This window comes from Silvimonas sp. JCM 19000, from assembly GCF_054652575.1.
This window is the reverse complement of sequence record NZ_BAAIHC010000007.1, coordinates 144,798-165,761: the sequence shown is the minus strand read 5'-3', so window position 1 is coordinate 165,761 and position 20,964 is coordinate 144,798. Positions and strand designations below refer to the sequence as shown.

The 20,964-nt window shown below is 54.9% G+C and carries 18 protein-coding genes; 5 read left to right on the top strand and 13 right to left on the bottom strand.

Annotation, left to right across the window (positions count from 1 at the left end):
* Nucleotides 1-179: 179 nt before the first annotated feature.
* The 6 genes from cyoD to ACYQ1A_RS09005 form a co-directional block, all read right to left on the bottom strand.
* Nucleotides 180-620 carry a cytochrome o ubiquinol oxidase subunit IV gene (cyoD, locus tag ACYQ1A_RS09030; protein ID WP_083459341.1) on the bottom strand — a complete coding sequence of 147 codons (441 nt, stop codon included), beginning with the start codon at nt 618-620 and terminating at the stop codon, nt 180-182.
* Nucleotides 620-1,246 (bottom strand): cytochrome o ubiquinol oxidase subunit III, encoded by a 627-nt coding sequence (gene cyoC / locus ACYQ1A_RS09025; RefSeq protein WP_053939240.1) that lies wholly within the window; start codon nt 1,244-1,246, stop codon nt 620-622. Before cyoC ends, cyoD begins: the two co-directional genes overlap by 1 nt.
* Entirely contained in the window at nt 1,243-3,231 is a 1,989-nt protein-coding gene (cyoB, locus tag ACYQ1A_RS09020) for a cytochrome o ubiquinol oxidase subunit I (protein WP_499361759.1), read from the bottom strand. The genes cyoC and cyoB overlap by 4 nt, the downstream gene beginning before the upstream one ends.
* Before the next feature lie 3 nt (nt 3,232-3,234).
* The gene (gene cyoA, locus ACYQ1A_RS09015; protein WP_499361758.1) at nt 3,235-4,107 is read right to left on the bottom strand and encodes a ubiquinol oxidase subunit II; all 873 of its coding nucleotides are present in this window, start codon (nt 4,105-4,107) and stop codon (nt 3,235-3,237) included.
* Nucleotides 4,108-4,317: 210 nt separating this feature from the next.
* Nucleotides 4,318-4,875 (bottom strand): GNAT family N-acetyltransferase, encoded by a 558-nt coding sequence (locus ACYQ1A_RS09010; RefSeq protein WP_499361757.1) that lies wholly within the window; start codon nt 4,873-4,875, stop codon nt 4,318-4,320.
* Between the two features lie 5 nt (nt 4,876-4,880).
* Nucleotides 4,881-5,453: a helix-turn-helix domain-containing protein gene (locus ACYQ1A_RS09005; RefSeq protein WP_499361756.1), complete on the bottom strand. Its 573-nt coding sequence runs from the start codon at nt 5,451-5,453 to the stop codon at nt 4,881-4,883.
* Between the two features lie 211 nt (nt 5,454-5,664).
* On the opposite strand from ACYQ1A_RS09005, the gene ACYQ1A_RS09000 reads away from it, so the two are divergent.
* Both ACYQ1A_RS09000 and ACYQ1A_RS08995 read left to right on the top strand, forming a co-directional pair.
* Entirely contained in the window at nt 5,665-6,699 is a 1,035-nt protein-coding gene (locus ACYQ1A_RS09000) for a hypothetical protein (RefSeq protein ID WP_499361755.1), read from the top strand.
* Nucleotides 6,700-6,862: 163 nt separating this feature from the next.
* A complete protein-coding gene (locus ACYQ1A_RS08995; protein ID WP_499361754.1) occupies nt 6,863-7,891 on the top strand; it encodes a DUF4034 domain-containing protein in 1,029 nt (342 codons plus the stop codon).
* Nucleotides 7,892-7,934: 43 nt separating this feature from the next.
* Here ACYQ1A_RS08995 and ACYQ1A_RS08990 read toward each other — a convergent pair whose 3' ends face one another.
* Entirely contained in the window at nt 7,935-8,285 is a 351-nt protein-coding gene (locus ACYQ1A_RS08990) for a hypothetical protein (RefSeq protein WP_062221754.1), read from the bottom strand.
* A 211-nt stretch (nt 8,286-8,496) separates the two neighbouring features.
* Here ACYQ1A_RS08990 and ACYQ1A_RS08985 point away from each other — a divergent pair, with 211 nt between their 5' ends.
* Nucleotides 8,497-10,707, top strand: a complete 2,211-nt coding sequence (locus ACYQ1A_RS08985; RefSeq protein ID WP_499361753.1) for an OsmC domain/YcaO domain-containing protein — start codon at nt 8,497-8,499, stop codon at nt 10,705-10,707.
* A 59-nt stretch (nt 10,708-10,766) separates the two neighbouring features.
* Here the strand turns inward: ACYQ1A_RS08985 and ACYQ1A_RS08980 are convergent, their stop codons facing one another.
* The 3 genes from ACYQ1A_RS08980 to ACYQ1A_RS08970 all read right to left on the bottom strand — a co-directional run bounded on the left by ACYQ1A_RS08980 (nt 10,767) and on the right by ACYQ1A_RS08970 (nt 15,035).
* Nucleotides 10,767-11,645: a DUF1444 family protein gene (locus ACYQ1A_RS08980; protein WP_499361752.1), complete on the bottom strand. Its 879-nt coding sequence runs from the start codon at nt 11,643-11,645 to the stop codon at nt 10,767-10,769.
* A 515-nt stretch (nt 11,646-12,160) separates the two neighbouring features.
* The gene (locus ACYQ1A_RS08975; RefSeq protein WP_062221760.1) at nt 12,161-13,522 is read right to left on the bottom strand and encodes a GPI anchored serine-threonine rich family protein; all 1,362 of its coding nucleotides are present in this window, start codon (nt 13,520-13,522) and stop codon (nt 12,161-12,163) included.
* 1,270 nt (nt 13,523-14,792) lie between these two features.
* Nucleotides 14,793-15,035, bottom strand: coding sequence for a hypothetical protein (locus tag ACYQ1A_RS08970; RefSeq protein ID WP_062221764.1), 243 nt, complete (start codon nt 15,033-15,035; stop codon nt 14,793-14,795).
* 1,162 nt (nt 15,036-16,197) lie between these two features.
* Between ACYQ1A_RS08970 and ACYQ1A_RS08965 the strand changes: the two genes are divergently transcribed.
* Both ACYQ1A_RS08965 and ACYQ1A_RS08960 read left to right on the top strand, forming a co-directional pair.
* Entirely contained in the window at nt 16,198-17,160 is a 963-nt protein-coding gene (locus ACYQ1A_RS08965) for a hypothetical protein (protein ID WP_499361751.1), read from the top strand.
* Nucleotides 17,157-17,732: a hypothetical protein gene (locus ACYQ1A_RS08960; RefSeq protein ID WP_499361750.1), complete on the top strand. Its 576-nt coding sequence runs from the start codon at nt 17,157-17,159 to the stop codon at nt 17,730-17,732. Before ACYQ1A_RS08965 ends, ACYQ1A_RS08960 begins: the two co-directional genes overlap by 4 nt.
* A 130-nt stretch (nt 17,733-17,862) precedes the next feature.
* Here the strand turns inward: ACYQ1A_RS08960 and ACYQ1A_RS08955 are convergent, their stop codons facing one another.
* From ACYQ1A_RS08955 to gyrB, 3 genes are all read right to left on the bottom strand, one after another.
* Nucleotides 17,863-18,129, bottom strand: a complete 267-nt coding sequence (locus ACYQ1A_RS08955) for a DUF6953 family protein (RefSeq protein ID WP_062221769.1) — start codon at nt 18,127-18,129, stop codon at nt 17,863-17,865.
* A complete protein-coding gene (locus tag ACYQ1A_RS08950) occupies nt 18,126-18,341 on the bottom strand; it encodes a YodC family protein (protein WP_499361749.1) in 216 nt (71 codons plus the stop codon). The genes ACYQ1A_RS08955 and ACYQ1A_RS08950 overlap by 4 nt, the downstream gene beginning before the upstream one ends.
* 172 nt (nt 18,342-18,513) lie before the next feature.
* On the bottom strand, nt 18,514-20,940 hold the full coding sequence (gyrB, locus tag ACYQ1A_RS08945; RefSeq protein ID WP_053939261.1) for a DNA topoisomerase (ATP-hydrolyzing) subunit B: 2,427 nt from the start codon (nt 20,938-20,940) through the stop codon (nt 18,514-18,516).
* Nucleotides 20,941-20,964 lie beyond the last annotated feature (24 nt).

Below are 20,964 nucleotides of genomic sequence, written 5' to 3'. Positions count from 1 at the left end.
ATACTAGCGGAAAAGATTGGGGGGCCGGTGTAGGACGCGCGCTGATTCGGGGTGTGGATGGCGCGGGGAACCCGATGCCGGACTTGCACAAAGACGACCAGTAAAAGTTAAAGAAATCACAAATGATTCCGTAAACACCCAAATCGGCGTTTATGAAATCTTTTGTGATTCCTTAACATCTATCGCTGCATCTGCAGCAACTTATCCATCGGCAGCATATGGCTATTGAGATTGGCCATGATGATCATCGAGCCGAACACCACCAGCGCCACCACAAACACGCCAAATGCCAGTGCCAGGATGTTGTTGGTGTTTTCCGGGCCGCTGGAAATATGCAGAAAGAACACCAGGTGCACGCCCATTTGCGCGATGGCCAGCGCGGCCAGCAGCACGGGGATGCCGGGGCCCCATACCTGATCGGTGCCGGCCGCCCAGAACGAGGCCAGCGTCAGGATGATGGAGCCGCCCAGGCCCGCCAGATATTTGAGCACGCCCGCGCGTAGATCGGGCGTCTCGCCAGGCGGTTTGCCTTGGGCATCGTGCCCTTGGCCCTCGGCGTGGCCGTGCTGTTCCGGCGTGTTGTCCGGGATGTTGGACGAGCGATCATTTGCGTTGGCCATCAGTGCGCTCCCAGATAAACGATGGTGAATACGCCGATCCACACCACATCGAGCGCGTGCCAGAACAGACTAAAACAGCGTAAGCGGCCCACCACGCGTGGGGTAAAACCCAACGTGGCCACTTGCGCCAGCATGCCCAACAACCAGGCCAGCCCCAGCGTAACGTGCGTGCCGTGCATGCCCACCAGCGCAAAGAAAGCCGACAAGAAGGCACTGCGTTGCGGGCCATTGCCATGGGCGATCATTTCGGTGAATTCGCTCAATTCCAGCCCGATAAAGCCCAACCCGAGCGCAAACGTGATCGCGCCAAACACATAGGTATAGCGCGCACTGCGCTGGTCGATGGCCAGCGAGAACATGCCGCAAGTAAAGCTGGAGAGCAGCAAACACGCGGTCTCGATCAGCACATGGCCGCGATCAAACAGTTGGTGGCCCGAGGGCCCGCCCGCGGTCTGCCCCGACAACACCGCATACGCCGCAAACAGCGCGGCAAACAAGATGATGTCGCTGAGGATAAATAGCCAGAATCCATAACTGACCACCACGCGCGTGGGCGCGGGGCCGCGTTCGGAGATTGGAATCTCACTGCCTTCCGGCGTCATTTGCGAAATCTGGGCGTCGGTCATGGTGGCGAGGGTCCAATCAAGCGGGCGAGGTCGGTGTCTTCGGGGATGACTTCGATGTCGTGCACGGTGCGCCAGGCGTGGACCAGGCCGGTGGCGACGATGCCGACCAAGCCAATGATGGCCAGCCACCAGATATGCCAGACCAGCGCAAACCCCATCGCCACCGAGAAGAACGCGGCGACAAAACCGGTGGCGCTGCCGCGCGGCACATGTAGTTTTTCGGCGGGATCATACGGCGCCGCTTCGAGCGTTTTACGGCCCTCTTCGCGCGCCTGATGCCAGGCATCGAGGCCTTTGATTTGCGGCAGACGGGCAAAGTTATATTCCGGCGGCGGCGAGCGGGTAGACCATTCCAGCGTGCGGCCTTGCCAAGGGTCGCCACTGTGATCACGCCGCTGATCGCGCGTACGGATGCTGACCACCAATTGCGCAATCGTCAGCAAAATCCCGGCAAAGATGACCAAGGCGCCGACCAGAGCCACGATCATCATCGGTTGCCAACCGGTTTCGGGATAATGCTGCATACGTCGCGTCGCACCCATTAATCCCAATAGATAAAGCGGCATAAAGGCGAGATAAAAACCAATTAACCAGCACCAGAAACTGGCTTTGCCCAAGCGTTCATCTAGGGTAAAGCCGAAGGCTTTAGGAAACCAATAGGTGTAGCCAGCAAACGCGCCAAACACCACGCCGCCTATCACCACATTGTGGAAATGCGCCACCAGAAACAGGCTGTTATGCAAAACAAAATCGGCCGGTGGCACCGCCATTAAAACGCCCGTCATGCCGCCAATCACAAATGTGATCATAAAACCGATGGCCCACAATAAGGGCGTATTAAAACGCACCGTGCCGCCGTATAAAGTGAACAACCAGTTAAACACCTTAACGCCGGTGGGGATGGCGATAATCATGGTCATGATGCCGAAAAAGCCATTAACGTCGGCCCCCGCCCCCATCGTAAAGAAGTGATGCAGCCAGACCATAAACGACAGAATACAAATGCCCATGGTGGCAATCACCATCGAGCGATAGCCAAATAACGCTTTGCCGGAGAATGTGGCAATCACTTCGGAGAACACACCAAATGCCGGCAGGATCAGGATATAAACTTCGGGATGGCCCCAAGCCCAGATCAGATTGATATACATCATGGCGTTGCCGCCGCCGTCATTGGTAAAGAAATGAAAACCCAGATAACGGTCGAGCAATAACATGCCCAAAGTGGCGGTTAAAATCGGGAATGCGGCAATGATCAATAAATTGGATGCCAATGCCGTCCAGGTAAAGATCGGCATGCGGCTATAACCCATGCCCGGCGCGCGCAGTTTAAGTATGGTGGTGGTGAGATTGACGCCCGACAATAGCGTGCCCACGCCCGATATCTGCAACGACCACAAGTAATAATCGACGCCCACGCCGGGCGAATACGCCAGCTCCGACAAGGGCGGATAAACCAGCCAACCGGTGCGCGCGAATTCGCCGATCACCAAGGACATATTCAATAACAAGGCGCCCGACGCGGTCAGCCAGAAACTGACTGAATTCAGCACCGGAAAAGCCACATCGCGCGCGCCAATCTGCAACGGCACCACAAAATTCATCAGGCCCACCATAAAGGTCATGGCCACAAAGAAAATCATGATGGTGCCGTGCGCAGAAAAGATCTGGTTGTAATGATCGGGCGGCAAATAACCGTGCGCCGTACCCGCCGCCATGGCCAATTGCGAACGCATCATTAATGCATCGGCAAAACCACGCAGCAACATCACCAAGGCGAGCACCACATACATCACGCCAACGCGTTTATGGTCGACGCTGGTAATCCATTCCTTCCAGAAATACGGCCAGGCGCGCTTGTAGGTGACCAGACCCAGAATCGCCGCAATCACCGCGACCACCACCGCCGCTGAAATCAACGGTAATGGCTCGTTTAAAGGAATGGCGCTCCAATCCAGCTTGCCCAGGAATACGCTTGAACTCATGGATTACATCGCCATTGCGGAATGATCGGAAGCAGAGGCATCGTCTGCGGGGGAAGCGGCACTTTCGGTGGCGCTGGCGCTAACCGGTAAGGGCCGCGCATCGACGATGGCATCGAATACGCCCTGGCCGATGGCGCCAAATTCCAGCGGCGCGGCTTGCAGGCCCGGTTTAGCCAATTGCGCATAAGTGGCAGCGGTTAATTGCGCCGGATTGCGTTTGGCTGCCGCCAACCATTGGTTGAACTGGCCTTCCGGCAGTGCCTGCACGTTAAAACGCATATCGGAGAAACCTTGCCCGCTAAATTGCGCTGACAATCCAGGATAAACACCGGGCTTATCGGCCAATAAATTAAGCCGCGTGGACATGCCCGCCATCGTATAAATCTGGCTGCCTAATTGCGGCACAAAAAAACTGTTCATGACCGTCGCGGACGTCAATTGCAAACGCAGCGGCGCGCCAGCGGGCACCACCAGTTTGTTGACCGACGCCACGCCCAGCGCGGGATAGATAAACAGCCATTTCCAGTCCAGCGACACCACTTGCACGTCGATGGGCGAATGCTTGGCCAGGATGCGTTTGGGCGGATCGAGATCGTGCGAGCCGATCCACGCGATGCCGCCAAGAAACAGCACGATCAGCATCGGAATCGCCCACACCACCACCTCAACCGGCCCGGAATAGGCAAAGTCAGGCGAGCGTTTGGCCTTGGCGTTGCCCGCACGAAACCACCACGCAAACGCCAGCGTCAGCAGGATCACCGGGATGATCACCGCCAGCATGATGACTGTGGCATTGAGCAAAATCGTGCGCTCGGCGGCCGCTACCGGGCCCTGAGGGTCCAGCACGCCAACCTGCAGGGATGAGATGACCGACACCGCTGTTCCTGTGCTTACATCGTTTGTTAGCGATGGTAACGGATGCGAAGCGGTGGGCTTGTCGGGCGATGGCTGATATTGCGCTGCCGCATGGGAGGCATTTCGAGGCGATATTTGTTGAAGCCATACGGAGCCATGAGCCGATTACGGCACGCTATTCGGCTCATTCTGTGAGCCGATTAGATCAATTAATCGGCTCACGCTATTGGGTTAGAGCTGCTTGTACATGATGGTGGTGGCGTGCAAGCCGCGGCCCGCCTCGCTTTCCGGCGCATCCAGCGCGTAATCAGGGATCTGGCCGACCACCTGATAGCCGAGCCCGATATACAGCGGTTCGGCCTCGCTGCCACTGCGGGTGTCGAGCGTCAGTAGGGTGCGGTTCAATTCGCCGGCGAGGGTTTCCAGTTGCCGCATCAAGGCCTTGGCGATGCCCAAGCGGCGGAATTGCGGATGGACCATCAGCTTGCGCACTTCGGCGCGGTGCGGCTGGTTGGGCGGCGTGTCGTAATCCAGCTGCACCGATCCGGCGAGCTGGCCGTCCTGCAGGGCCACCAGCAAGCTGCGCGTGCCGGATTGCAGCGCGGGCAGCACGTTGCCGCGCCAGAATGCTTCGGCCTGCTCAGCCGGGAATGGCATCAAAAAACTGATGCTGGCACCCGCGGCGACGCAATCCTGCAGCATGCGCGTCAGGGCGGGCAGATGGCTTTCGAGGTCGGAGGCGGTAAAGACGGTGATGGTTGAAGCTTGGGTCGGGGTCGGGTTGGACATGGGCATCACACAATAAACAGGTAGTAGCGGGCGCCGGAATCGGCAGGCGTATCGAAGGCGCTGGCACCGTGCAGTTGGTAGCGCAGGCAGTCGCCCGGTTGCAGATCGTAAGTGTGGCCGTCGACCGTAATGCGCAGCTGGCCTTCTTGTAATAGCAGATGGTGTTCGAGGCCCGGACGCGGCGAGGCCTCGTAGCGGATGTGGGTGTCGGGCTCGAGTTCGCACAGCAAGGCTTCGCCAGCCAGCGTGGCGGCGGGCGGCGAAACCGAGCGGCGGCGAAAGCCATGTTGCGGATCGGACCAGAGCGCTTGCGCTTCGGGGCGGATAAGCGGCTGGAATTGCGCTTCGACCATGCGCATCAGCCGTGACACCGTCAGACCATAGGCGGCGCAGAGTTTGCCCAGCACGCTGGCGGTGGGACTGACTTCGGCGTTTTCGAGGCGGGACAGCGTGGCGCGACTGATGCCGCTGCGGCGCGAGAGCTCGTCTAACGACCACGCATGCTCGCCGCGCAACGCTTTGAGGCGCTGGGCGAGGTGCTGGTCGAGGGAGTCGATGGGGTCGGGCTGATTTTCCATATGAGGGAATATATTCCTTATATGAAAATTTGGTCAAGGCTGTAGCGCGTTAGCCGCAGCCACCGCTCGGCGCTTACTAGCGGGCCACCTGACGGGCCTCGTCAATGGCACACTCGCACCATTAAAGATCCTGACATGCCGGTAAGGCAGTGGCGCAATGCCATGCTGTGCCGTTCGGGACATATCAAATATCAACCGCCCGCGCATAACCATGACCCTGACTCGCTTGCTCGTCCGTTGGCTGCTCCCTGCCCTCATTCTGGCGGCCCAACCCGTGTATGCCGATGCACTGCTCGACCAGACCGATGTGCATAACCGGCTAACCGCATTACTCGACGCGCGCAATTTTGCCGAGCTGGACGCGCAAATGGATGCTGCGCGCCAAAACCGCTCCACCACCCCTGACGGTACGCCGCTGATACAGCTGTACTACAGCGCCTTTACCGCCGATTGCAGCTGCACCGAGCACAGCATTACAGAGCCCGACGCGTTGCAATGGGTGCGTTGGCGGCAGGCGCTGGAACAGTGGCACAAGCTGGCGCCGCAATCGATCAACGCGCAAATCCTTTACGCCACTTATCATATTTCGTATGGCGAATATGCCCGCGGCACCGATTACGCGAAAGATGTGCGGCCTGAGCAGTGGAAATTGATGCAGATCTACCTGGACCGCGCCGCGACGCTGTTGCAAAGCATGAGCGGCCCTGCCCGCCAAGACCGCGGTTGGTATGCCGCAAAGCTGCGTTTAATGCGATTGCAAGGCGGCGATAATCGCCATGAATACGTTTTGCTGTGGCAAGAAGCCACCCAAAAATATCCGGACTATTTGCCGCTTTATACTTTGGCCGCGGGCTATTTTGAGCCGCGCTGGATGGGTTCGGAGCAAGAAGAAAAAGCGCTGATCGAGCACTCGGTGGCGTTAACACAAAGCTTTTGGGGCGAGACTTTATATGCGCGGCTTTACGCTCGAGAGATGCGCTATGAGCAAACGCTGGACCCCGCTGTCGAATGGCCGCGCATGCGTAAAGGCTTTGAGCGAGTGGTGCATGACTTTCCGGCAGCGGTCAATTACAGCCAGTACGCCCGCTTTGCTTGCCAATATGGCGATCTGAAGGCGCTGCGCTCTGCCGTCAAACACATTGATACGGCGCAACCGCTGATCCATACGTGGGGCTATTCGCGCGATTTATTCAATCGTTGCATGGCCTATGCAAAATCTGGTGCGGCCAATAAAAAGTCGGTCTGATCATTGCATTTACGCCGCTCGTTAATTGCACGCTCCCGCTATCGGTATATCCATGTACTTACCCAGACTGTTTTATCGCCTGTTATTACCACTGCTTGCACTGTGCGTTTGCTCCAGCACGGTGGCTTATGCTGACGCGGATTCCACCCCGCCCACCGAATCAATGGTTATACGCAATCAGTTCATCAAATTGCTGGAGGCCCGCAATTTTGTGGAACTGGATCGGCGCATTGATCAGGCCCGGCAAAATCATCTAACGCTGGGTTCGGGTTATCCCAGGCTGCAGATCTATTACAACGCATTCAGCCTGGGCTGCGGCTGCCTGCCGCAGGATACCGATACCGATGCACTGGACTGGATTACCTGGCGCAAGAATCTGACCGACTGGCGCACGCAATATCCGCGCTCGGTGTCGGCGCAGATACTGGATGCGACCTATGACATCTCTTATGGGCAATATGTGCGAGGCACCGGTTGGTCCAGCAGCGTAACGCAGGAACAATGGGACGAGCTCCGGGCGAATATAGAGAAGGCATATCAGAAACTACAAAAGATGTCCGGGCCCGCGCGCCAGGATCCGGGCTGGTATGCCGCCATGCTGAAATTAAGCCGCTATCGTGAAGGCGACCATCAGGACGAGTATCTGGCGGTACTGAAAGAAGCCACCACCAAAGTCCCCTATTACCTGCCGATCTATACCAGCGGGAGCTTTCTGCTGGAGCCCAAATGGGGCGGGTCGAATCAAGCGCTAAACGATTTTATTGATCAATCCACGCGTAGCACGTTTCCGCGCTGGGGCGATTCGCTGTATGCCCGCTTATATGCCAGTGAGCTCAGTAATGGGCCCGAGCCGGAATTGACGCGCATGGTGGATTGGTCGCGCATGCGCGCCGGTTTTGAACGCCTGATCCATGACTATCCAGACAAAGAGAATTACGACGCCTATGCGCGTTTCGCCTGCCAATACACCGATATCAAGGCGTTGAAAACGGTGATTTCACATATTGATGCGGCTCATCTTGATCCGGTCTGGTGGGGCCGGAATTCGCAGTTCTACCAATATTGCGTTGAATTGAGCCAGCGCGATCTGGTCGACCCCAAACCGGTAGATGCAGCCAATGCGCGCAATTCGGTGATCTGGCAGCCCAAGCCCACCGGACTGCCCAGCGTACCTCCAGGATCAGCACATTGAGGGTAACCCGCAGCATGCCCCACTGCGGCCGACCAAAGCCGGATCAAGTCTCATCCGGCCCATCAATATAAGCCTGGAAATCAATCGCATCCGCGCTTAGCGCGATGGTTTCCGAGGCCGATTCCACGCCAAAGCGCAAATCGCCGGTGACGAAGCCTTCTTTTTGCAGCCCGTCTTTATCGGTGTAGCTAATCTTGAGTTTAACGTCGCGCGTGCGCAGCGCGGTGTCGGGATGGTCGTCGTCGGCTTCGGTATCGCCCACGGATAAAACCTGCTGCACCGTGGCGCGCTGGGTGCCATAGCCTTCTTCTGGCACTGGCACGGTTTTGCCTAGCAAGACCACGGACAATTGGCCGAGCGCTTTGTTGTTGGCGTTCCAGTCTGCCGCTTGCATGATGCTTCTCCGGTGAGTCGATGCATCCATTCTGCGGAAATGCGCCCAGCGTTAAAGTCGGCGGATTGAGCAAGACCCTGTGGGATGCGCGAGGCGCAAGGCCAGGCGCACGCGCGCTGTCCGGTCAGCAGCCCGGATGGAGAAGCACGAGATAAGCACGCAAAAACCCGGATAATGGCGGCTGTATCGTTTTGAGTGCTTTGGAATTCTCATGGAAATTAAGGTCAACTTTCTCGACAAGCTGCGTCTGGAAGCCCGGTTCGACGATTTTACGGTGATCGCCGATCAGCCCATCCGCTATAAAGGCGATGGCTCGGCCCCCGGCCCGTTCGATTATTTTCTGGCTTCGTCGGCGTTGTGCGCGGCTTACTTCGTCAAGCTGTATTGCGAGACCCGGAATATCTCGACCGAAAATATCCGCCTGTCGCAGAACAATATTGTTGACCCGGAAAACCGTTACCAGCAGATCTTCAAGATTCAGGTCGAATTGCCGGCCGATATTTCGGACAAAGATCGCCAGGGCATATTGCGATCAATCGACCGCTGCACCGTCAAGAAAGTGGTGCAGACCGGCCCGGAATTTGTGATTGAAGAAGTCGAGAATCTGGATGCCGATGCACAAGCTTTGCTGACGCTGAATCCGGCTGCCGATGCCGCCACCTATATCCCCGGCAAAGACCTGCCTCTGGAACAGACCATCGCCAATATGTCCGGCGTGCTGGCGCGCCTGGGCATGAAGATCGAGATCGCGTCGTGGCGCAATATCGTGCCGAATGTGTGGTCTTTGCATATCCGCGATGCGCATTCGCCCATGTGTTTTACTAATGGCAAAGGCTCGACCAAAGAAAGCGCACTGGCTTCGGCTTTGGGTGAATTTATCGAGCGTTTGAATTGCAACCATTTTTACGGCGGCAGTTATTGGGGCGAAGAAATTGCCAATGCGCCATTTGTGCATTACCCGAATGAGCGCTGGTTCAAGCCCGGCCCGCATGACGCGTTGCCCGCGGAAATTCTTGACCAGTACTGCCGCGAATTCTATGACCCCGACGGCGAATTGCGCGGCGAACATCTGATCGACACCAACTCCGGCAACGTGGCGCGCGGCATCTGTTCCTTGCCGTTTGTGCGGCAATCGGATGGCACGGTGGTTTATTTCCCCTCCAACCTGATTGAGAACCTCTACGTCAGCAACGGCATGAGCGCGGGCAATACGCTGGCGGAAGCGCAAGTGCAATGTCTGTCCGAAATCTTTGAGCGCGCGGTTAAACGCGAAATTCTGGAAGGCGAAATTGCCTTGCCCGACGTGCCGCAAGACGTATTGGCCAAATATCCGCGCATCGTCGCCGGCATCAAAGGGCTGGAAGAACAGGGCTTTCCCGTCTTTGTTAAAGATGCGTCCCTCGGCGGCAAATATCCCTTGATGTGCGTCACGCTGATGAACCCGCGCACCGGCGGCGTCTTTGCATCTTTTGGCGCGCACCCCAATTTTGAAGTGGCATTGGAACGCAGCCTGACCGAACTGCTGCAAGGCCGCAGCTTTGAAGGCCTTAACGATTTGCCCCCGCCCACCTTTGAAAGCAATGCGGTGACTGAGCCGAATAACTTCGTCGAGCACTTTATTGATTCGAGCGGCGTGGTGTCCTGGCGCTTCTTTAGCGCTAAATCCAACTATCAGTTTGTGGAATGGGATTTCACGAACGACGGCCAGAACTCCAATGCTGAGGAAGCGGACGCGCTGTTCGGCATCCTTAAAGCCATGGGCAAAGAAGCCTATGTGGCGGTCTACGATGATTTAGGCGCCACCGCCTGCCGCATTCTGGTCCCCGGTTATTCCGAGGTTTATCCGGTGGAAGATCTGATCTGGGATAACACCAATAAAGCGCTGATGTTCCGCGAAGATATCCTGAACCTGCACAGGCTGAATGAAGCCGGGCTAAAGATTTTGCTGCGCCGCCTGGAAAACAGCGAACTGGACGATTACAGCGACATCATTACCCTGATCGGCATTGAATTTGACGAGAACACCGTCTGGGGTCAACTGACCATCCTCGAATTAAAACTGCTGATTAATCTGGCGCTCAAGCGCTTTGAAGACGCGCACGATCTGGTCGGCGCCTTCCTGCAATACAACGACAATACGCTGGAACGCGGCCTGTTCTACCAGGCGCTTAACGCTGCACTGGAAGTAACGCTGGATGCTGAGATGGATATCGCCGATTACGAAACGAGCTTCCGGCGCATGTTCGGCAACGAACGTATGGACGCGGTATTGGGCTCTATCGACGGCAGCGTGCGCTTTTATGGCCTGACGCCGACCAGCATGAAACTGGAAGGGCTGGACCGGCATCAGCGCTTGATTGATAGCTACCAGAAACTGCACGCGGCCCGGGCCAGCGCGGCGGGGATTTCTTTGGCTAATTAAAAGGCTGGGGCGGGTGCAACACCCGCCCCCAGCGCTGGATTAATCGCAGCGGCGACGGATTAATTTGGCGCAAGCAATTGCCAGGCGCTGCCGGACCACGTCATCAGTTCATCTGAAACGGGGTAAGGCTCGCGCGCCGCTGCGACTTTCACCGTCGCTCGCAATGCCGCCACGCGCTCTGGCTTATCTGCTCGGGTCAACAGCACCCAATCTCGCGTTGGCACCGCCATGGCCAATGGCCCGCCTAGCCGTTTTTCAATCTGGGCCAACAGCGCGGAATCAAACAGATAGGCGCTATTCAGCGCAATTTCCGCCCCAATAAGCACGGTATCGGGCAAACCATCCACCGCGATGATTTCGGGCGCGGGTAACTGAGCGCAATTGCGCCGTGCCAATGCAAACAAAGTCGATTCAGTAAGATTCGCAGCCGCCATCTCGCCACGAGTTACAAACCGGATCGCGTTAGCGGAATCCTGCGCAAACAAAACCTCAATGTTTCTGGTTAACGGCAACACCACTAACTGCGAATCCGGCTTTGGCTTGCCATCGTCCTTGAACGCCGCAACGGCGTTTACCCCGTAGCCCGCCTTGCGTAAAACCGGATAGATTTTTTCAGGCAAAAATGCGTGCTCGCCAGATTGGCTCTTCAATACCGCGATGCCATTCTTGACGAACTCGGTGATCTCCGCACTGCAATCAGTTTTGTGGGCACTGCAATAAGCGCGGATATTGTCGAGAAATACTTTTGAAGTATCAGGCATGCTGATTTCGAGATCATTATCAGCCAGTACCTTCACCTTCCATTCCGGCATCTGAGTATGAAATTCGTCGACCACCCTTAGGGTGAATGCGTCGGCATGGGCAGCGCTTGCTCCGACCATGCAGGCGAGAAAGAGAATGCTGCTATGGATTAATTGGATTGCTGAGCACGACTTCAATCTGGTTTTCCTTGGTTTTTATGGGGGAATTGGAGCGCGATTGAGATCAGATTATTACGCTTGCCTACGCATCGCCAGTAGCAGGCATGGCCTGAGGCAGGGCCCGATCACTGCAATGGCAAAGGTGGTCTATGTTTCAGAAGCGGCTGCGATTTTATCGGCGGCTGCAGGATATTAGCAGCGCCGCAGCTTACGCTGATCTATGTAACCTGATCGAGGAGAAAGATATGAGCGGAAAACAACAAACACCGGCCCCAAACTGGCCTAGCAAAAACCCCGGCAAGCCTTCCGGAGGCGGCCGCACTAATGCGCCGCCCAAGTCTGGGCGCTAGCTACTTCTGCCCGCATCCCGATTGCCAGATCTGCTGCAGGCCAGTAACAGCGAATAGTGCCGCGAGAGCGGCACTATCGAATCATCCAAATGATCGGGCGAACAGCGCATTCACCGTGTCACATAGGGTCATAGCCCTGCTCCGGGCCAGATCGCTCCAGCCCGGAGCCAGCCCAGCGCCGCCTTACTGCCCGGCAACCCGCCGCGCATAGCCCGCAGCCCGGTTCTGCAACTGCTGTGCCCGTTGGCTGCTGCTAACAAACTGCGTCTCCGGCGGCAGATACGCCGCCAGGTTGGCCAGTTTGACCACTTGCGTAGTGATGGCCGGGCCACCGGTCGCGGGCGTAGTGGCGGGGATGTTCTGCCAACGCGCCATGATCGTGCCCTCTTTCAGGCCCACCGGATCAATCCAGTTGTAAACGCCCGGATCTTGCAGCGACAGCACAAAAGTAAACGTGCCATCCGCGTTGGGCACGGCTTGCTTGTTGTTAAGGCTGCTCTGGTGGTTGATCGGGTCCACCGTCACGCTCCACGGGTCGGTAACGGGAAACACAAAATAACCCGCGCCGCCGGTATTGACCGTGGCGATCAGCGCCTCGTCGTTGGCCAGCTTGAAGTGGCCGAAGGAGCTGGCCTGCGTGGTCAGCGTGCCCAGGGTGCTGGAGGACGACGGCTGCGCCAGCGTATTCACCGGATTGATATACGTTTTGATGCCCAACGCGCCCACGCCGTAATCCAGCGCGGATTCGTTGAGATTGGTGCGCACGTCATCCGCGATATCCGCATCGCTACGCGGCGCGCGGCTGGGCGTGCCGACGCGGGTTACGCTCAGCTGATCGGGCGCTTCGGTATTCCAGTTGCCCAGGTTGTTGCGCACAAACAGCTGCACCGCCTGATCGGTGGACTGGATATGGTTAACGCGGCCATTGGCCGGCTGGCTATCGATGGTGACGACGTAACTGCCATCGGCATTCACCACCAGATCATTGCCCGTCAGCACGGCAATGGTCTGCTGCGAATTCGGGTTATTGATCAGCGAAAACGTCACGTCGGTGGGCCCGCTGCCGCTGCGCTGGCCGTGGATGACGTAGCTGGACGCGCCGTCAATCGGGATGGTGCGATAGATATTGTCCGGATTATCAAACGAATAACGCCCACCCGGCACCTGCTGCCCAAAACCACTGTGCGGCGGCGCATTCAGCCAGTACACCTTGGGGTAAAGCGGATCGTTGTTAACCGCCTTCTGGACCGCGCTGAACACCAGTTCATTGAGCGCCGGATTCAAGCGCAACGCGGCCTGCGGGCTAAGGATAAGGCCATAGGCCGTCACATACGCAGTGCCAACGCCAGCGCGCTGCGCGGAGAAGTTGTTGCTGGCGTTGATGGCGATGGCTTTGGCGTCCAGCGTTTGCTGGTCGCTGGTGTCGAGCACCGAAGCGGCGAGCGCCTGGCCGCTGAGCAATGCGGTGGCCAGCACCAGGCTGGACGCCAGAAAACCGCCGCGAATCTGGCGTGCGAAGGTGGTGAGGGTTTGGGGTGATTTCATGTTCCATCCGGGGGTTTGTGTAAGAACCCACGGAGATTAGGAATTTATTTTTATAACTACAAAGAATTTTGGATTTGTTTTATATACACGTTTGTATGTTTTGGTTGGTGAGAGGGTGCGGGCCTTTGACCAATGTGCTTGGGATTTTCTTGCCGCTTGGGGATGGCACGGGGGCGCAGCGGGCATCCAACTCGGTGGTTGGCTTGAAATGGAATGTTTAAGCCTGCGGTGTACCGGCCGGGTCGGTTGGGCGGCGTGGGGCTGCGGCCCACACCACTTGATTTCAGGCGGGAAGGAATCAGTATCGCGTGATGCGCATGCAATCGCCGGAAATCCCGGTTTTGCGATGCTTGCGATGGTCTGCTAAAAGGCGGACGCCCTGCCTGCGCGTCCGCCAACGCATGCTTAGAGCGGTCGGCCCGTGGCGGCGTCGAAATCGGCTGTGTCATAGGGGTATGGCGACAGGACGATATTGCCGTTGAGCAAGCTGGCGAGGATTGGAATATCCGGCAATAAACCTGCGCGGATTAAATCCGCTTTATCGAAAACAAGTTTGATGATTTCGGGATTATCTTCGTTTTGGTCAATTCCCAACGCGGAGAAACACAGACATCTCTAAATCAAAAAATTCGAATATCGCTGGGCAAGCGAGTCTCATGAGATTAGAGATAAATTGGCATAGATTTCGCAAGCTGCCGCTCAATCTTCTTTTCCCGTGTTCCCAAAAGGTGGAATACGGGCTGGGGGCAGTTCAAGGTTCCACGCCTTTGCCTGTAAAAGCATCTTCCACCCAAACCCGCTCGCCGGGATGATGCTCTGCGATTGTGCTAAGGGCCGATTCGAGAGAGTTCCATTCACCATCTGCGAGCGAGTAGTCGAAGCGAGTAACGTTGCTGATCGTTAGTGCCTCGAAGTCCTCTTCAGAGATAGCGTCGGCGCCACACCATACGGGCCCTGGGGAGACGGCCACGAGTCGGAGTACGTCTTGCAGGCCTTCTGGTGTAATTGCGAGAAAAACCATGTGCTCACCTAAATTTGTTGGGTATTCAATAATCCACTGGCCTGTCCTGGCTAAATAAACAGGGTGCCAGCCTCTGGAATTTTCTCCAGCATACCTTCTCAACAGAAAGCGGGTACAGTTGAAAAACCGTGTTACTCAGGCGGGAAGGAAATCGGCATCGCGTGATCTGCATGCGATAGCGGGAAACAAACGATTTGCGATGATTTGCCAAAAGGCGGACGCCCTGCCTGCGCGTCCGCCAACGCATGCTTAGAGCGGTCGGCCCGTGGCGGCGTCGAAATCGGCTGTGTCATAGGGGTATGGCGACAGGACGATATTGCCGTTAAGCAAGCTGGCGAGGATAGGAATATCCGGCAATAAACCTGCGCGGATTAAATCGGCTTTATCGAAAACGAGTTTGATGATTTCGGGATTATCTTCGTTTTGTTCAATTCCCAGAATGCGGGAATTTGAAGACGAGTGCGGTACTGACTTATACTCTGCGGTAGCCATAGTTACTTCCCTAACAAGTGATTGTGGTTAGCGGGTCATCGGTGTTAGTCGCATCGGTGGCTCGCGTCTTTTCTGATCTATACTTCCTGCGTCGCTTTTTCCTTTATGGGTCATTTAGGGATTTGTTCTTGCGCATTAAAAATTCCTGGATGCGCAACAACAAAGCTATCCAAGCACTTCGGAATCATCCGAGATAAACAATTCTTCAAAGATTTGATGGGGATCAATTATCTGATTTCCAATTTAATTCTGCAAATAAGAACATAAAATCTTGACAAGCAAGTTGCGAACATAGCGCAATTAGCTGATATCATAATCCCTGATATTTTAATTCGCTTTCGTCCAGCATTAACAATGCTACACACAGACGCGATAAGCCCACTAAAAAACTGCGTCAGAACCGGTCCATCGATTGGTCTGCGCCTGAGAGGTTCGCGCCGAGTACAACCGATGTCAAACCTGTTCCCGCGCAGATCTATTTCACCGCTAGGTCATAGGATAGGGTTGGAGGGGCTAGGGCGAGCAATGGCGTTGGCGTTAGCTTGGGCATTAAATGTAATCGGGCGACCGCAGCCCGTACTTAGGAAGCAAAATGAGTAATCCTAATAGCAACAAGCGCGCTCTGGACGAATTGCTCTCGAATGTCAGTCTCGGCAAAATCCGGCTGCCTGCTTTTCATTCGGTCGGGTTCGGGATGCGGGCTGCATACCTCACTTAATAGGCGGTCGCCTTATTTGCCCTGTCACGCTCCTAGCGCCCAGGGGTGGGACCTGCGTTCTAATACGTCCAGTCAGGTGCGTTGAATAGCCGGATAAGATGTCAACTGCGAGTTGCTGCTTCTAGTTAGGCGGTAGCTCCTGATTACTATGAATTGCGCGTTGTAGATAAACAACTCCGCAGCGACGCATATTGACAGGCGCCGTTGCATTGAGCGTAATCCCCAAGATTTTCAGAAATCGGTAGGGGTGCGTCGGGAAGCGTGTAGCACGCTGTTGTTGTGAACCCCGATAGATACAAGGATTTCAGGCGCGATGTCGAGCTAAATCATTCCAAATCGAGAGAAGATATCTGCGGCCTATGCTTTCCTTGCGGTCTAATATTTAATTCCTATACTTCGAAATAAGTTGTAATACGTCGGAAAAATTCTTAACGGATAAGACAAGTGAAAAAAACTGAACGCTTGGTATTGTTTTACGATCTTGCCATCGGCGCTGACTCCAGAACCTTCGAAGCTCCAAAACCGATTTCTGTCAGAAAGGCGTTTCAATTGATGGAGTTTGTTCCTCAGGATCAGCGAATCAAAGAAATGTCCAAAGGACGCGAGCGACTTTATGTTTCTAACTGGGCTTCAGATGGCGACATTATCAGCATCCTAGTGAATATGTCCGATAAGGGCATGTCTGATCCGGTTTTTACTATTCCGGAAGAAAAGAAACGTCGCACCGCTGAAAAGCAGGAAAAAGAAGGGCAGGATTTTTCTGTTCACATGGTAATTCAACTGCCACATGACGACCTCGATCCTGCTTTAGTGCTGGTTGAATATTGTGCCGGACTTAGCATATTTGTTGTTCAGCGGTTACTCAATAGTATTCTTCATGATGCAAAAACATTTGCCCCAAATGAATTTGAGCAGAACCATCCTGATGGCGCTTTGGACGGTTCGGGTAAGCTGAAGAAATATAAAGTAAATTTTAAGTGCATATTTGAAGGGCATATTTCTGATGACCTAAAATACGACTTAGATCATGGGAAAATACAATCTATTGAGCTAATCACTGAAAAAACAAAGTATTTCAATATTGATCAGGATGGATATATTCGCGAAAAGTGTCAAACTCTTGTATTGACATTGAAAGATGAGGATAGGCCTATTAGAGATAAATTCAACAGGATAAGGAATGTACTCAGCCAAAATAGAGATGACTATAGTCGAGCTCGAATAAAATTTAAGACGCCTACTGGCATCGATAGAACAATTGAAATGGATGCCGATGATGCAGCTGTGCAAGGCTATGTAAAGAAAGAAAAATTGGATGATTTCGAATTTGATTTAAAATCATCCTACGACACGTTTTGCAGTCCGATTTTGGAGAAAATGAAAGATCTTTTAAAACCGGAGGAATGATGTTTAGACATTTACTCAGGCCATTTTCCTATTTGTCTATTGAGCATAAGCAAAAGTGGCAAGTCGATTGGGTTTACCCCTTGGTACTGGCCTTGCTATCAACAGGAATTTTGTTTGGGTTGAAAAGATACGGCACCATTGCCCTTTATGCCGACGGCGCCGTTATCGCCAAAATTCTCGGGTTTGTGCAAGGCTTACCTGGTTTTTACATTGCGGCTCTCGCTGCTATCGCTACGTTCAATAAAACGGATATTGATAAAACTATGCCAAGCCCAGCCCCTAGGCTGGATATCTTGGTTCAAGGTAAAGTTGTACCCATTGAGCTAACAAGAAGGCGATTTTTGTGCTCAATGTTTGCCTTTTTGACTGCAGAGAGCTTAGTCCTTATTATCCTTGCCATATTTGGCCAAGCAATCTACGTACCTGTAAAAACTTTACTTCCAGCGATTTATCATTCATGGACGTCTAGCATTTATATGCTAATTTTCTCATTTTTATTTTGGCAAATGCTAATAACTAGTTTTTGGGGGCTTTTCTATCTTGGCGATAGGTTGCATCAGTCTGACCAATAATCATTGGATACTTATTATTTCACTCGTGCTTCAACCGCAGTCATTTGCATTATTCGTTTGCTTTGCGTGGCGAAGGCATTTAAATACCAAAAAGGGGATAGTCCAAGACTTACCCCCTTTTCTTTTACCATCAACCACGACTCTCCCTGCCAGGCTCATCCTCTGTAACTCGCCAGCGCCAATACCTGTCCGATTTTACCCATACCACGGTGGTTTCTGTTAGCTTGAGAAATGCAGAGAGAACTGTTCTTCCGACAACTAAATTACCATCCGCATTTTCCGCCAGTAGCTCTTCTTGCTTGCCTTTGACCAGATAATCGACAACATCGTCTTGGTAAAGGCAGCCTTCCTGCTCAATTCGGGTAACCATCCAAGCCGCAACTTCGGCCGGCTTCATGTCGCACTCTTAAGAGAAACCTCAACGAGCACGACTGACGTTAATGGAAACGTCCCTTGCTCCAATTTTTTCCCTGCAAACCACTGACATATTATCGTGCCTGTTGGTTTCCCAGATTTCGCATCCGTACCTATACTTCTTATCGTCATGTCAGGTCCACCAGATCTTAGCTTAACGACAGTTCCCACAGCGAACTCCGAATCTTGAGCCATTTTATCCTCTGCACGATTTAGTGGTTAAAATCTGCAGATGCATGATTGGTACGGTGCTGGCTCATGCATCCCCAGTATTGACGTAAAAAGAGCTACCGCAGTCCTAGTAGGTTTTCAATTGTGTTAACGGCACTAACTCGACTCAAATTTCAATTTTTTTGGCAAAAACAACTCAAACATCAATATTCCGAGCCACCAGCGCATTCTGCTCAATAAAGTGCCTACGCGGCTCCACCTGGTCACCCATCAGCGTCGTAAACACCTCATCCGCTGCAATCGCGTCCTCGATGTTCACCTTCAGCAAGCGGCGCACCGTCACGTCCATCGTGGTTTCCCACAGCTGTTCCGGGTTCATCTCGCCCAGGCCTTTGTAGCGCTGGATGGTGACGTTGCGGCGCACTTCGTTCAGCAGCCAGTCCAGGCCTTGTTTAAACGATTTGATGGCGATGGTGTTTTCGCCGCGGCGCATTTTGGCGTCTTCGGCCAGCAGGCCGGCCAGTAGTTCGCCGGTTTTCTTGATCTGGTTGTAGTCGCCGCTCAGTACAAAGTCTTCGTCGATGTACTGGATGGTCACCACGCCGTGTAGTTTGCGTTCAATCTTCAGCAGGCTGCCGGTGTCGTCGTGCGTGACTGGCAGGATGGTAAAGGCTGGGTGGTTCAGCGCGGCGGTCAGGCGGGCGGCGCTGTCTTCGGTGGCGGCCTGGTTGCTCAGGTCCATCGGGCCGCTGTTCAGCAGGGCCAGCAGCACTTGCGGGTCGATAAAGCGCGCGCAGCGGTCGATGACGGCGTCGGTCACCAGATATTGGCGTGCCAGCGTTTCGAGTTGTTCGCCGGCGATTTCCGGGCGGTTGTCACCCGGTTGCAGTGCGGCGTTGTTGACGGCCAGTTTCAGCAGGTACTGGTTCAGTTCCTGGTCGTCTTTCAGGTAGGCCTCGCTCTTGCCGCGCGCGGCGCGGTACAGCGGCGGTTGCGCGATGTACACGTAGCCGCGTTCCACCAGTTCGGGCAGTTGGCGGTAGAAGAACGTCAGCAGCAGTGTGCGGATGTGGCTACCGTCCACGTCGGCATCGGTCATGATGATGATGCGGTGGTAGCGCAGCTTGTCGATATTGAAATCGTCTTTGCCGATGCCGCAGCCCAGTGCGGTGATCAGCGTGCCCACTTCCTGGCTGGAGATCATCTTGTCGAAGCGTGCGCGTTCCACGTTCAGGATCTTGCCTTTCAGCGGCAGGATGGCCTGGAACTTGCGGTCGCGGCCTTGTTTGGCCGAGCCGCCGGCGGAATCACCCTCGACCAGGTAGATTTCGGACAGCGCCGGGTCTTTTTCCTGGCAGTCGGCCAGTTTGCCGGGCAGGCCCAGGCCGTCCAGCACGCCTTTGCGGCGGGTAAATTCGCGCGCTTTGCGGGCGGCTTCGCGCGCGCGGGCGGCTTCGACCACCTTGGCGCTGATCATCTTGGCGTCGGTGGGGTTTTCCAGCAGATAGTCGTTCAGCGCCTGGCCCAGTACTTCCTGCACCACGGGGCTGATCTCGCTGGAAACCAGTTTGTCTTTGGTCTGGCTGCTGAACTTGGGGTCGGGCAGTTTTACGCTCAGCACGCAGGTCAGGCCTTCGCGCATGTCGTCGCCGGTGGTTTCCACCTTGGCTTTCTTGGCCACTTCGTGCTGTTCGATGTACTGGTTCAACGTACGGGTCAGCGCCATGCGCAGCGCGGTCAGGTGGGTGCCACCGTCGCGTTGCGGGATGTTATTGGTAAAGCACTGCACCGATTCTTGATAAGAGTCGTTCCATTGCATCGCCACTTCCACCGTCATGCCATCGCGTTCGCCGATGGAATGAAAGATGTGCGGGTGCATGACGGTCTTGGTGCGGTTCATGTATTCCACAAAGCCGCTGACGCCGCCGACGTAGGCAAAGTTCTCTTCTTTGCCAGTGCGGCGGTCGATCAGCGTAATGCCCACGCCGTTATTCAGGAAAGACAGTTCGCGGATCCGCTTGGCCAGAATTTCATAATGGAATTCGATCAGGCCAAAGGTTTCCACCGAGGCAAAAAAGTGCACTTCGGTACCGCGTTTGTCGGTGTCGCCGACAATTTCCAGCGGTTTAACGCGTTCACCCTGGCGGAATTCCATGGTGTGCACTTTGCCGTCGCGGCGTACGGTCAGCTTCAGCCAGTCAGACAGTGCATTCACCACCGAAACGCCCACGCCGTGCAGGCCGCCAGATACCTTGTAGCTGTTCTGGTCAAACTTGCCGCCGGCGTGCAGTTCGGTCATGACGATTTCGGCGGCCGAGCGTTTGAATTCGTCGTCTTCTTTGATTGCAGTCGGAATACCACGGCCGTTGTCTTCCACGCTGATCGAGTTATCGGCATGGATGATGACGCGGATGGTGTCGCAATGGCCGGCCAGCGCTTCGTCGATGGCGTTATCGAGCACCTCAAACACCATATGGTGCAAGCCGGTGCCGTCGCCGGTGTCGCCGATATACATGCCGGGGCGTTTGCGCACGGCTTCAAGCCCTTTCAGGATCTTGATGCTGTCGGCGCCGTAGTCCGCGCTGCTGTTATCGGGGGTTTGCGGATCGATGTTTTCGCTCATAGCGCTACTTGCTCACAATACGTA

Bases quoted from the DNA above. Each gene is read 5' to 3' on its own strand.
- ACYQ1A_RS08955 (WP_062221769.1), bottom strand. From the start codon at position 18,129: ATGAAGCCGGCCGAAGTTGCGGCTTGGATGGTTACCCGAATTGAGCAG.
- ACYQ1A_RS08975 (WP_062221760.1), bottom strand. From the start codon at position 13,522: ATGAAATCACCCCAAACCCTCACCACCTTCGCACGCCAGATTCGCGGC.
- ACYQ1A_RS08985 (WP_499361753.1), top strand. From the start codon at position 8,497: ATGGAAATTAAGGTCAACTTTCTCGACAAGCTGCGTCTGGAAGCCCGG.
- ACYQ1A_RS09010 (WP_499361757.1), bottom strand. From the start codon at position 4,875: ATGTCCAACCCGACCCCGACCCAAGCTTCAACCATCACCGTCTTTACC.
- ACYQ1A_RS08970 (WP_062221764.1), bottom strand. From the start codon at position 15,035: ATGGCTACCGCAGAGTATAAGTCAGTACCGCACTCGTCTTCAAATTCC.
- ACYQ1A_RS09005 (WP_499361756.1), bottom strand. From the start codon at position 5,453: ATGGAAAATCAGCCCGACCCCATCGACTCCCTCGACCAGCACCTCGCC.
- cyoD (WP_083459341.1), bottom strand. From the start codon at position 620: ATGGCCAACGCAAATGATCGCTCGTCCAACATCCCGGACAACACGCCG.
- cyoC (WP_053939240.1), bottom strand. From the start codon at position 1,246: ATGACCGACGCCCAGATTTCGCAAATGACGCCGGAAGGCAGTGAGATT.
- ACYQ1A_RS08990 (WP_062221754.1), bottom strand. From the start codon at position 8,285: ATGCAAGCGGCAGACTGGAACGCCAACAACAAAGCGCTCGGCCAATTG.
- ACYQ1A_RS08950 (WP_499361749.1), bottom strand. From the start codon at position 18,341: ATGGCTCAAGATTCGGAGTTCGCTGTGGGAACTGTCGTTAAGCTAAGA.
- cyoB (WP_499361759.1), bottom strand. From the start codon at position 3,231: ATGAGTTCAAGCGTATTCCTGGGCAAGCTGGATTGGAGCGCCATTCCT.
- ACYQ1A_RS09000 (WP_499361755.1), top strand. From the start codon at position 5,665: ATGACCCTGACTCGCTTGCTCGTCCGTTGGCTGCTCCCTGCCCTCATT.
- gyrB (WP_053939261.1), bottom strand. From the start codon at position 20,940: ATGAGCGAAAACATCGATCCGCAAACCCCCGATAACAGCAGCGCGGAC.
- ACYQ1A_RS08995 (WP_499361754.1), top strand. From the start codon at position 6,863: ATGGTTATACGCAATCAGTTCATCAAATTGCTGGAGGCCCGCAATTTT.
- ACYQ1A_RS08960 (WP_499361750.1), top strand. From the start codon at position 17,157: ATGATGTTTAGACATTTACTCAGGCCATTTTCCTATTTGTCTATTGAG.